A 12097-nucleotide genomic window follows, 5' to 3' on the forward strand; every position below is an offset into this window, starting at 1 on the left:
TTATATGTATCGTTTTGAAGTTCACCAGGCGGTAAAACCTCTCGAAGGTGAAGTCGAAATTTCCGGCGCAAAGAATGCCGTGCTTGCCGTGATGGCAGCCGCTCTCCTGGCCGACGGCGTTTCCGAAATTACAAACGTCCCCCACCTGAAAGACATGAAGACCATGTCTGACGTGCTCCGCGTTATCGGTTGCCGTATCAGCGGTGAATCCCACCAGCTTAAAATCGACACCCGCGGTGCCGACCATCTGGAAGCCCCCTACGAACTGGTAAAGACCATGCGCGCCAGCTTCTATGTGTTGGGACCTCTGGTGGCCCGCTTCGGACGTTGCCGCGTTTCTCTCCCCGGTGGATGCGCCTGGGGCCCCCGCCCCGTGGACTTGCATTTGAAGGGTCTTGAAGCCCTAGGTGCAAAAATCACATTGACCCGCGGTTATGTAGAAGCAACCTGTGAAGGACGTCTCCCCGGCGGTAACTTCAACTTCCCCATTTCTTCTGTAGGCGCCACCGTCAACGTGTTGATGGCAGCCACTCTCGCCAAGGGCACCAGCGTTCTTCAGAATGCCGCCCTTGAACCCGAAATTGACAACCTGGTGGACTTCCTCAACTCCATGGGTGCCAAGATCCAGGGCCGCGGAACCCGCACCCTTACCGTGCAGGGCGTGGAAGCTCTCCGTCCGGGCAAGTGCTTTACCATTCCCGACCGTATCGAAGCAGGCACCTTCCTTTGCGCAGCCGCCATCACCCGCGGATGCATCAAGGTCACCAAGGTCTTCCCCGAACATATCGCCAGCACCCTGGACGCCTTCCGCGATATGGGCTGCAAGGTGGAAGTGGGCAACGACTGGGCTCAGGTTGACGCCCGCGGCGTAGAACTGAAGCCTATCAACGTCACCACCCTCCCCTACCCCGGCTACCCCACCGACATGCAGGCTCCGCTGATGGCAACTCTCGTTTCCATCCCGGGCAACAGCACCATCCAGGATACAGTCTACAACGACCGCTTCAAGCACGTGGCAGAACTGCAGCGTCTTGGCGCAGACATCCAGGTGAACGGCAACACCGCCATCATCAAGGGCGGCACCAAGCTGGAAGGTACCGATATCATGGGTAGCGACCTGCGTGCAACAGCCGCACTGGTTCTGGCCGCATTCATTTCCGAAGGCGAAAGTACCGTCAGCCGCGTGTACCATCTGGACCGCGGTTACGAAGACTTCGAAAATAAAGTCGCTAAGATCGGCGGCGTAGTGATCCGTCACTCCGACGACGAAGAAGACGATAATTTCTGATAATGATGCAAGGGAGGAGCTATTCCACCCTTGATTCATTCACCAAATTGACCAAATTACTGACCAAATTGGTCCAAAGGCGCCGTTTGGTTAGTAAAAAACGAATACCTTTTCCCAACGGAAGAGGTTTTTTGTTTTTGTCTTACTAACCAAATTGACAAAAAAACGATGTTTGGTTAGTATATATATTCCAATTTTCAAGAAAACACTATATATAAACTAATTTCTTACTAACCAAACTTTCTTACATTCGACATTAGGTTAGTAAACCCCGAAAAAAAAACTCCCACACACGCGAATTCCACTTCCGCACCCCATTCAAAACCTTAAGGCAAAAAAAATCCGGCGCAGCGGGCTGCGTCGGACTTTTTCATTTTTATGTAGGTAAAATTCTACGGATTTGCAGCGGGGGCAGCAGGTGCGGGGGCTGCGGCGGGATTTGCGGATTCTACGGCAGGAGCGGCGGAGGGGTCAGCGGGGGCTGCGGCAGGTGCTTTTTCCGCAACGGGCTGAGCTTCCAGGGGTACTTCCTTAGGCACGCAAGCTTCTACAGGAGCGCCTTCCTTAACCTTGTCTTCCTTTTCCAGGATTTCCTGGAGCATTTCGGCGGCCTGTTCGAACTCGCCGGTAGTTTCGCAGGACTTGTTAGAAAGAATCTTCTGCAGATACTGCTTCTGCATATCGATATCGCATTCATCGCTGTAGATGCTAGCCAGCTTGAACATCGCCGGGCAAGTCTTCTGACCATCGGGGAATGCTTCGGACATACGGGCGAAAACCTTCTTGGCCTTATCCATCTGATTTACTTCAATCAGGCAGAGAGCCATCCAGTACAGAGAATTTTCGGCAAGTTCGCCGGTCTTCATCTGTTCATAGACCTGCTTAAAGCCGGAGTAGGCCAGCTTATATTCGCTACGGTGATAGTCGCTGCGGGCAGTATTGAACATGGCTTCCGCTTCCACAAGCTTTTCAGCTTCGCGTTCCAGGCTGTCCATAGAAACAGGAGCCGGAGCGCCGCTGACCACAACCTTCTTGGCAAGGATCTTGTCAGACTTACCCAACAGCATGTCCAGACGATACAGAATTTCTTCCTGTCTAGAGTCATTGCGTTCAGATTCGTCGGACACTCGACGAGAAAGCATGGTAATTTCAGCCTGCATACGCTTTTGAGCCAGGGAGGCCGCTTCCAGACGAGCCAAAGCCGAGTCCAGTTCTGCACGCAGGGAATCATTCTGAGCGCCCAGAGTTTCTACGGTATAGGCAGCATTCTTCTGCACGGTAGTCTGCACGTCCGTGCCAACAGCCTTCATTTCCTGAGTGCGGAGCATGGTCACCTGACTACAGCCAGTGAGTGCCAGCGCGACAACAGCAATACCCAAAGCCAATCGTTTCATATACACCTCGCTATAAAACCAGCGAAAAATAAACGTTCAAGTCCACATTATTCATTGGCCTCAATCATGAGCAAGCAAGCTTGCTCGCGACACCCGGCTCTAGTCCTTAATATTCACGCGGAAGTTAGCGCGACGGTTCTGAGAATAGGCTTCTTCAGAGGAACCTTCAGCCTTGGGAGCTTCCTTACCGTAGCTAACAGATTCCATGCGCTTGTTGTCGATGCCGTAAGCAGCCAGGAATTCCTTCACCTTCATGGCGCGCTTTGCACCCAGGGTAAAGTTGTAATCTTCGGTACCGCGAGCATCGGTATGGCCTTCGATAGTGATGGTGAAGCGTTCTTCCTTGATCAGGAGTTCGCCAACCTGAGCCAGCAATTCCTTAGCCTTTTCAGTCAGTTCGGAACGGTCAAAGTCAAAGTAGACGTCTTCGCTCATGATCTGGTTGATCAGCTGTTCCAGACGGGCACGTTCTGCTTCAAGGCGGGCGCGTTCTGCAGCAAGGCGTTCAGCTTCAAGGCGAGCCTGTTCTGCAGCCAGGGAATCCTGGTTCACGGGAGCAGATTCAACAGCGGGAGCTGCTTCTGCAGCAGGAGCCTGTTCTGCAGCGGGATCCGTTACAGGGGGCTGCTTCTTGGAGCAAGCGACAAGGGCGAGGGAGGCGGTAGTAACCACCAGGGCGAGTTTAACGAAGTTCTTCATTTTGCACCTTCTTTTGTTTATTGTTTATTATCGTCTTCATAGAAGAAGGACCAGGTAGGCGCGGTGTTTTCGCCGGAGTTGGTAATACGGGTCACGTTGGATCCGTCCTTCCTCATGATATAAATCTGATAGCTTCCGCTGCGGTTACTTGCGAAAGCGATGAGCTTACCATCGGGAGACCAGGTGGGATGCTCGTTGTTGCCTGCGTTGTTGGTCAGCTGTACAATGTCAGAGCCATCCAGGGCGCAGGTATAAATATTCATCTTGCCATTATCCATGGAAGTATAGGCAATGCGATCCCCTTCAGGAGACCAGCTGGCACGTTCATTGTAACGGCCCATGAAAGTCACGCGGCGCATATCGCTGCCATCCTTGCCCATCACAAAAATCTGAGGTCCACCGCCACGGTCACTGGTAAACAGGACTTCGCTGGCAAAGGGGCTCCAGGCAGGGCTTGTCTGGTTACTCTTCAGATAGGCAAACTTCCTGGCCTTCCCCGTTTCAGGATTACCGATATACAGATCCGTCTTACCGTCTACGGTACTGGAGAAAAGTAATTCGCCAGTTTTGGGATTTACAGCAGGACTATACGTCTGATCTAGATGAGGGAACAAAGACTTAATAGGTCCGCCAAACGTCTTGGAATAAAGCTTGGGGCGGTGAGTCTGGAAGTTCACAAAGATCAAGCCCTTATTGCCGCGGGTCCATACAGGCATCATGCTGATGGTCGTATCGCGAGTAATCTGGGAACGATGGAAACCATCGTAGTCAGAAACCACAACCTGCTTGACTCCATCGATCTTGGATACATAGGCCAGCTTGGTGGAGGCAACACCACGTTCGCCCCACAAACGGTAAATGACCTGGTCAAAGAACTTGTGCATGGCACGGCGAAGGTCCTGCTGACTGATAGTATAGGCTTCGCCCAGCATCATGTCCTTGGTCTGAGCCACATAAAGGAAGCATTCCAGACGGAGCTTGCCACCTTCAGCCGGAGTCACCTTACCGGTAATGTAGTGCTTGGCACGATTCTTACTGAACAAGGCCAAGTTGAACTTGTCAGAAGCAATCACTTCGAAACGTCCAGAGAGTTCTGCATCTCGGGTAATGATCTGATGAGGTTTTTCCTCGATCCACTCAATGGCACCCTTGGTTTCGGTAAAAGGCACAATGCCAATGGGCATAGTCTTGAACACCGAAATACCAACGTCTACCGCAATGGTATCAATGGCAGCAAAGCTTGCGACCGGGGAAAACAGCAGGTACGCAAAGAACAGTACCAGAGCCCAGGACAGAAACTTAGAGATAGCCTTGATTTTTTCAATCATATCCGATCACACCTCTATATTAATTCGGCGTAAAGTTAAAATGCAACGTCAAGCTGGGAGCTCTAAAATTAAGCGGAAGCTCCGGAGCCTTGGAAATCGAGACCGCACGAACAGACAAATGATCCCAGGTCTTGTTACCCGAAGAACGCTTCAGCGTAATTCCAGTAATGCCACCAAAACGGTCAATGGTAAACTGCACCGTGGTCTTCACGCTCTTCTTCACAGACAAACTATTGGGAGGATTGAAGTTCGCCATGATAATGCGTTTCAGCTGTTCCAGGTAGACCTGCATCAACGGGTCCATGTCAACAGAACCCACAGGATTCAAGCTGGGCGCTTCTACAGCGGCCGGCAAATCCAGGTCATCCACGTCAAAGTCATCTACCGGCTCCGGCTCGGGTTCCGGTTCCGGCTGCGGTTCCGGTTTTTCTTCCGGCTCGGGTTCCGGCTTCTTTTCTTCTTCGGGTTTGATGTCCGGCGGAAGTTCCTTATTTACCTTGGGCTTCGGCTCAGGCTTAGGTTTCACGTCGGGCTTAGGCTGTTCCTTAGGCGGATCAGGCGGAATTTCTGGGGGCTTAGGACGAGGCGGTCTGGGGCGAGCCTTCGGAGGCTGTTGCACCTGCACCATCTCGAACACGGGAATGGGTTCCGGTTCCTGCTTGAAATTCACAAAGTGAATACCAATACAAATTCCTGCGATCACCATATGGAACACAACGGCGCAAATGATGATTCGCACCATCATTCCATCGCCTTCGCTAGAGAAGTAGCGGATTTGTTCCTTACGTTCGCTCACTAAAATAATCCTTACCTTTTACCCGGTTTTTCTTTCGGGTTCATGGTCAAGAAGCCAAGCTTTGTAACGCCCAGCTTCTGCACCTGGGTCACCACCTTCATCACAAGGCCGTACTTCACTTCTTCGTCGGAGTTAATGACCACAGCCATTTCCCCGTTCCACAAAGACTTGAACACGTTGTTGAAACTATGGAAATCCACCATCATGTCTGCGATGTAGATTTCTTCCTTCTTGGTGATGGAAACCTTCAAAAGTTTTTCCTGCTCCATAGTGGGAGCTTCGGCCTTGGGCAAGTCCACCTTAACGCCCTGGCTCATGAGGGGAGCAGAAATGATGAACACGATCAAGATGGCGAACACGATATCAATCATGTTCGTCAGGTTCATTTCCTGCTTAAGTTCTTTACCGCGACTGCGCTTCACGACGCCTCCTAGCCGGCCACTTCTTCAAGAGCCAGCAAGTCACCGCGCTTGAACAAGCTCAGCACCTGGGAACCAAAGTTGTAATAGGAAATTTCGTTCTGACCGTTATGGGAGGTAAAGTAGTTGTAGCCGGCAGATGCGGGAATAGCCACCACAAGGCCGCCAACCGTAGTAATCAAAGCCATAGCGATACCGGGAGCCACCACAGTCAAGTCGGCAGAACCGTGCTGACCGATCTGGAAGAAGGCCACCATAATGCCCCAGACCGTACCCAGCAGTCCGAAGAAGGGAGCCAGGTTGGAGCAGGTTGCCAGGAAGCTCAGATAGCGGTCTTCAGCCAGGCGCAGACCTTCGATAGAACGCTGGATGGTATCTTCCAGCAAGGACGCGCGGTGCTGGATGGAGTCATAACTCACGAAGTTACTGAACTTGGAAGCTTCCTTAAGTACTTCGGAAGTAAGGCTCTTCAGGGCACTTTCGTCGGCGGTTTCGCACAGGGTCTGCAGTTCCACAAACTGCTGAACGTTAATGAACTTGCGGAAGAACACCACATTGGCCCGCTGATTCTTCTTGTTCACCACATACTTGACCAGAATAATGCCCCAGGAACCCAAGGACATGACTGCAAGAATGCAGAGCACAACAATGGTAGCGATGTCCGACTGGGCAATCATTTGAAACAGAGGAACTGAGTTATTCAAAATAGCCTCCCTTCATAAAAAAGGATTACATAAATCTTTGACTATCAATAAGATAGAAAATTTTCAAGTTTTACATCTTCATTAAGACATAAAACCATGGCAAAATGTCAGTTTTCACCACAAATTAAAGAGAAAATACAAAAAAGAAGGTGCCAAGACCCAACATTTACAATTTCTTACAAAATAAATGGGTCCGTCAAAACAAATAAAAGTCAAACTTTTATAAATAAAAATTATAATGGAAGTTCCAACTGCAAAGACTTGGGATGGAAACTCATGCGGTGTTCAGGGGTATAGCCAAGCTTTCGGATCGCATCAAGATGAGCCTTGGTACCATACCCAGCATGCTTGTCGAAGCCATAGCCCGGATATTTCTTCTCCAGGTCATCCATATAGCGGTCACGGAACACCTTCGCCAGGATAGAAGCGGCAGATATACTGGCAACACGGCCGTCACCCTTTACAATAGGCAGCTGGTTATCCTGAGGAATACCTCGGATCTTCAAGTTACCGTCTACTGCTACTAATATAGACGAGAGGGACGAAACTTCAGCGAAGGAACCCTTGACTTCAATGGGGATCTGGGGGGCAGATTCCTGAACACCAGGCATTCCCAGAGCCTGCAAGGCGCGGCGCATGGCCAAAAAGTCAGCCTCTAGAATATTGATTTCATCAATTTCGGCAACGCTGGCACTGGCAATGGCATAGCAGGCGCAAGCCTCCTTCACCGCTTCGAACATAGCTTCGCGCTTGGGGCGGGTCAGTTTCTTGGAGTCGTTCAGCGAAATCAAGGCGTCAGGCGATTTGAGAACGGCAACACAGGCAACCACAGGGCCAGCCAACGGCCCTCGACCCACCTCATCAACACCGGCAATGATGGATCCTGCGAAGTTCTCACGAAGGGCAACTTCACCATCGATAGGCGATTCGATTCCATCCAGAAATGCCGGCAGTTTAAATTTCATAAGCTACGTGCGGTGAGTTACGAGCCATGAGCTGCGAGCTAAAGTCAGGCGGCTTCGCCGCGATTATTGAAGCTCAAAACTCACAACTGATTGCTGACAACTATTTTACCAGCGCTTCGCCGTATTCCTTGATGGTACGCCAGTACAGGTCGTGTTCCTGAACAAGCACACGGGCAGCAAGGACTTCCGGAGTATCGTCAGGCATAACAGGCACCTTTCGCTGGGCAAGAATGCGACCGGCGTCAATTTCTTCGGATACCAGATGGATGGTAGGACCAGATTCCGTTTCGCCTGCGGCAAGAACAGCCTCGTGTACGAAATGCCCGTAGAAGCCTCGACCACCAAACTTCGGCAACAGAGACGGATGGATGTTCAGCACACGGTCGGGCAGACGTCTCAAAATGCTGGTAGGAATTGCCTTCATATAACCAGCCAGAATCAACAAGTCGATATCATACTTGTCAATCACTTCCAGGAGGGCGGCTTCATATTCCGCCTGGTCCGGATGGGTCTTGCCAGAAATATGGAACACGGGGACACCGTAAGTCTTGGCGTGGTTAACAGCACCACAGCCACCATTATTGGTAATGAGGAACTTACACTGGGCCTCCAGATCGCCCTCGCCAATTCGATCTATAATCGCTTTAAAATTGCTTCCTCCACCGGAAGCCATAACGCCAATCTTAAACATGGTGCCAAAGATAAAAAAAAATGCGACTCAAGGCCGCATTAACCACAAAAACTATAGAATTTGACTAGAACAGATGGACAAGAACAATCACGGCAAACAAAACCATGATGTAATTTTCCATAAAAATACCGAAAGGAGTCTTCTTGAAGGACTTTTTCTTTTTCACTTTTTTCGGTTCTGCAGTCAAGTACTTATACATTATAGCTCCTATAGTGCCCAACCAAAACTTCCCTAAGCGAGGCCAAATATAGAAAAGGAAAGGCTCTCCTCCTAGGAACACAAGCCCATAAAAATTTTCAGTGTGAGATAATTCACAACAGCAATTCTCAACATATTTTTTGAGAACAAAAAAGTCGCAGGGCAAAGCCCTACGACTCTTAAAATTCATAGATAGGATCTAATTATTTCAGCTTCCAGACAGGTTCTTCAGCAACCTTTTCTGCGATGACTTCGGGAGTACCTTCGGCCACGGCTGCGTTGGATTCTTCAGGCATCCAGGGCTTTTCGAGGCCCTTTTCCCAGCTCACAGTGGGGTTCGGATCTACGGAAGCGTCAACCACAGGCAGGCCCAGAAGTTCGCGGGCACGGTTCAAGGCGGCATCGATGTTACCCAAGGCGTTTTCTTCGCCAAGCTGCTTCAGCACACCTGCGCGGGTCAGGGCCACCACCGGCTGGGCATGCACACCGGAAAGGAGCAGCTGGGTACCGTCGGCCTTGCAGTGGTTCAGCAGGTCTTCGATCATGTTGATACCGGCTGCATCGATGCTGGAAACGCTACGCATGCGTAAGATGAGGATCTTGGGCTTCACTGCAATGCGGTTCAGGGTTTCCTTGAACTTGTCTACAGCACCGAAGAACAGGGAACCGGCAAGTTCATAAACCACAACGCCCTTGGGAACCTGACGGGCAAATTCGGTGTGTGAGACTTCTTCGTCATCGGCACGGATTGCATCGGTAACGGCATCCACTTCGGCAACTTCACTCATGCGCTTGATGAAGAGGATGGCAGCAAGGAGAACGCCCACTTCGATAGCGACCGTCAGGTCGATGATCACTGTGAGGAAGAATGCCACCAGCATAACGATTACGTCGCTCTTGGGAAGCTTGAACATCTTGATCACAGCGCGATAGCCGCACATATTGAATGCCACCTGGAAAAGCACTGCGGCAAGGGCAGCCATAGGAATCATTTCGGCATACTTACCCAGAACCAGCATGATGAGCAGGAGCACAACAGCATGAACGAGACCGGAAATCGGGGAAACGGCACCATTACGGATGTTGGTTGCAGTACGGGCAATAGCGCCAGTAGCCGGAATACCACCGAACATGGGAGAAAGAAGGTTAGCCACGCCCTGACCGAAAAGTTCAGTGTTGGAGCGATGCTTGGTAGAAGTCATACCGTCGGCCACCACAGCAGAAAGCAGGGATTCGATAGCACCGAGAATAGCGATAGTCAAAGCAGGCTGGAACACTTCGCGCATCATGGAAAGGCTGATGTTCGGGAGATGCGGAGTGGGGAAACCAGACGGGATATGGTTCTTCATACCGATGGTCATGACGCCGTGGCCGTTAATGGGGTCGTCCCAGCCAAGCACCTTGACAATGACGGTAGCAACGATAATGGCGATGAGGGAACCCGGAACCTTGGTGGTTATTTTCGGCCAAAGAATGCAGACGGCCAAGGCGATAACACCGATAATCACGGAGTATACGTTTACAGTGTCGAAAGAGGAAACATAGAGCTTGATCTTGCCCACGGCGTCGGCAGGGTCCTTAGCCAGGAACTTCAGACCGAAGAAGTTGGGAACCTGACCCAGGGCGATAATCACGGCGATACCGGCAGTAAAGCCCACAGTCACCGGATACGGGATGAACTTGATGATGGCACCAAACTTGGCAAGGCCGAAGACAATAAGAATGATACCGGCTAGGAGCGTTGCGGAAGCGAGGCCATCGTAACCATACTGGCTAACGATGCCGTACACGATCACGATGAAGGCACCAGTGGGACCGCCAATCTGGAAACGGGAACCACCCAAAAGGCTGATGGTGAAACCAGCAATGATGGCAGTGTAGAGGCCCTGTTCAGGACCCACGCCAGAAGCGATAGCGAAAGCGATTGCCAGAGGCAATGCCAGGATGCCGACGATAACGCCGGACATCAAGTCGCTAATAAGATTTTGCTTGGTATATCCCCTCTTAATGGACTTTACAAGTTCGGGGGTAACAGTTGCTACAGATTCGGTCAAGAATTTCTTGACGGATTCTTTGGCATTAACGTTAGACATTTGGGCTTCTCCCTTTAAAAAGCGGCCCAAATTTAATTAAATCCAAGAATTTCGTTAAGGGTAAAAATTACCTATTTGAAGCCGCCCTCTAGCGGAGGCTCTTCTTCACGGAGCGCATCAGATTCCTGATTTCCTTGCTAGACATGGAAGGAACGTCAGCCTCTTTCTGAGCCTTTGACTTGGGAGCGCAATTTTCGCAGAGACGCTTGACCACGGTACCAAAGCTTGCCGCGCCGTCAGAAATAGAAGTTTCCTTGAAACGGAACTTCTTAAGGAGGGCTTCAGTCTTGCACTTGTCGCAGATACCCATCTGGGGAACGGCAGGTTCACGGGGAGTACGCTTCTTTTCAGTCTTGATTTCCATTATTCCACCTTTTCTTATTTTATTTCTCTAATTATAAAATCATACATGAATAAGCCCAGCAGCATATTGCACAAGGGGGTAGCCCTTCCCTCTTCTGTGTAGAGGCTACGTCCAAACTTGCCCCTTTCCAGCTGCTTTTCCTTGTATTTCGCGGCATGGGCAGCGAAATCTTCTACAAAGACCCGCTTCTCGTTTCGTCCGGCCAATTCAAAAATTCGTTCGTTCAGGGCCGTCAACTGCGCCGGTTCCGGAGGAAACATGTCTTCGGGAATAGTCAAAAAATGCAGTGGAGCGGTTGTCTTGTTCAGGAGTTCGCTAGCCAATGCGCTATACCGATCAAAAACGCCATTATAGTCTACACCGCCCCGCTTCAGTTCGCGAAGTCCAAGACCGATGATAAGGCGGCCAGCCTTTTTGCCGATAATGTCGGAAGAAGCCCGGGTCAAAAGCTGAGCCATGCTCTGGGGGGCAGGCGCATTGATGGAAAACTGGATAGGCCGATTAGCTTCTCGACACAGGATCATTTCGGAGCAACGGTTTGCCGCCTCGCCCTGTTCTCCCAGAAATTCATCGCCTAATATCAATATACGGTTTTCCACATGTTATAATCTACACAATTGCTCCGCCGCAAACCACACTTATAGACCAAAAATTTCCTTTTTTTTCGCGATTTTCCACAATATGGCCATCGGCGACCAAGGACTGGGGTACGTTTTCGATGGGCGACCCCTCATCTAGATAGATGGTCATACGGGTCCCCTTGGGAGCTCCGGCAAGCACCAGCCGACTGCGGGCCGCGTTTCTGGGGCATACCACCCCGCGCAAGTCCAAAAGTTCAGGAAAATCAGAACAAAGTTCCTTCGGCAGTTCCAAAACCTTTATTTTTTCGCAAAATTCGGCAATTTTAATACCATTGGCACATGGCTCCTCTAGCCATGGTCCCATGGGAATTCCGGGCAAATTGGCGGCAACCACCATGGCAAGAGCCTCTTCCGGCGGAACCACCCTGCCGGAACCACGACGAATCCAGTCGGCGCAGGCAAAAGCCAGCAGCTTTTTTAAGGATTCATCAAAATTAGACAGCCCCTGATTGGCGGTCAACCATTTCATGATAGGACTTTTTTCCAATTCGCCAGCCATATTTGACCAAATTTTAGG

14 protein-coding genes are annotated in these 12097 nt (G+C 50.7%); 1 reads left to right on the forward strand and 13 read right to left on the reverse strand.

Translation table 11 applies throughout. The features are described from left to right. Positions 1-4 precede the first annotated feature (4 nt). Positions 5-1288: a UDP-N-acetylglucosamine 1-carboxyvinyltransferase gene (murA, locus tag B7992_RS03825; RefSeq protein ID WP_073158062.1), complete on the forward strand. Its 1284-nt coding sequence runs from the start codon at positions 5-7 to the stop codon at positions 1286-1288. Between the two features lie 392 nt (positions 1289-1680). Here the strand turns inward: murA and B7992_RS03835 are convergent, their stop codons facing one another. The 13 genes from B7992_RS03835 to B7992_RS03890 form a co-directional block, all read right to left on the reverse strand. Beyond that, positions 1681-2682 (reverse strand): tol-pal system YbgF family protein, encoded by a 1002-nt coding sequence (locus B7992_RS03835; protein WP_249505810.1) that lies wholly within the window; start codon positions 2680-2682, stop codon positions 1681-1683. 99 nt (positions 2683-2781) lie between these two features. After that, on the reverse strand, positions 2782-3381 hold the full coding sequence (locus B7992_RS03840) for an OmpA family protein (RefSeq protein ID WP_073158058.1): 600 nt from the start codon (positions 3379-3381) through the stop codon (positions 2782-2784). A gap of 17 nt (positions 3382-3398) precedes the next feature. Further along, positions 3399-4709 (reverse strand): translocation protein TolB, encoded by a 1311-nt coding sequence (locus B7992_RS03845; RefSeq protein WP_249269310.1) that lies wholly within the window; start codon positions 4707-4709, stop codon positions 3399-3401. A 19-nt stretch (positions 4710-4728) separates the two neighbouring features. Continuing rightward, positions 4729-5505, reverse strand: a complete 777-nt coding sequence (locus B7992_RS03850) for an energy transducer TonB (RefSeq protein WP_249269311.1) — start codon at positions 5503-5505, stop codon at positions 4729-4731. Positions 5506-5516: 11 nt separating this feature from the next. Continuing rightward, complete coding sequence (locus tag B7992_RS03855) at positions 5517-5927, reverse strand: biopolymer transporter ExbD (protein WP_073158055.1); 411 nt, start codon at positions 5925-5927, stop codon at positions 5517-5519. 8 nt (positions 5928-5935) lie between these two features. Beyond that, on the reverse strand, positions 5936-6628 hold the full coding sequence (locus B7992_RS03860; RefSeq protein ID WP_139258260.1) for a MotA/TolQ/ExbB proton channel family protein: 693 nt from the start codon (positions 6626-6628) through the stop codon (positions 5936-5938). Between the two features lie 233 nt (positions 6629-6861). Continuing rightward, complete coding sequence (locus B7992_RS03865) at positions 6862-7593, reverse strand: ribonuclease HII (RefSeq protein ID WP_088665593.1); 732 nt, start codon at positions 7591-7593, stop codon at positions 6862-6864. Positions 7594-7693: 100 nt separating this feature from the next. Then, a complete protein-coding gene (gene purN, locus B7992_RS03870) occupies positions 7694-8284 on the reverse strand; it encodes a phosphoribosylglycinamide formyltransferase (RefSeq protein ID WP_088665594.1) in 591 nt (196 codons plus the stop codon). A 64-nt stretch (positions 8285-8348) separates the two neighbouring features. After that, a complete protein-coding gene (locus tag B7992_RS17075; protein ID WP_254917597.1) occupies positions 8349-8483 on the reverse strand; it encodes a hypothetical protein in 135 nt (44 codons plus the stop codon). Between the two features lie 202 nt (positions 8484-8685). Further along, entirely contained in the window at positions 8686-10575 is a 1890-nt protein-coding gene (locus B7992_RS03875) for a SulP family inorganic anion transporter (RefSeq protein WP_088665595.1), read from the reverse strand. An 88-nt stretch (positions 10576-10663) separates the two neighbouring features. Further along, positions 10664-10939: a hypothetical protein gene (locus tag B7992_RS03880; protein WP_073234834.1), complete on the reverse strand. Its 276-nt coding sequence runs from the start codon at positions 10937-10939 to the stop codon at positions 10664-10666. A gap of 14 nt (positions 10940-10953) precedes the next feature. After that, positions 10954-11538 (reverse strand): hypothetical protein, encoded by a 585-nt coding sequence (locus B7992_RS03885; RefSeq protein ID WP_073158038.1) that lies wholly within the window; start codon positions 11536-11538, stop codon positions 10954-10956. Positions 11539-11548: 10 nt separating this feature from the next. After that, positions 11549-12049 carry a sulfurtransferase TusA family protein gene (locus tag B7992_RS03890; RefSeq protein ID WP_249505812.1) on the reverse strand — a complete coding sequence of 167 codons (501 nt, stop codon included), beginning with the start codon at positions 12047-12049 and terminating at the stop codon, positions 11549-11551. Between the last annotated feature and the right edge of the window lie 48 nt (positions 12050-12097).

The organism is Fibrobacter sp. UWH1 (assembly GCF_002210365.1).
Lineage (GTDB): Bacteria > Fibrobacterota > Fibrobacteria > Fibrobacterales > Fibrobacteraceae > Fibrobacter.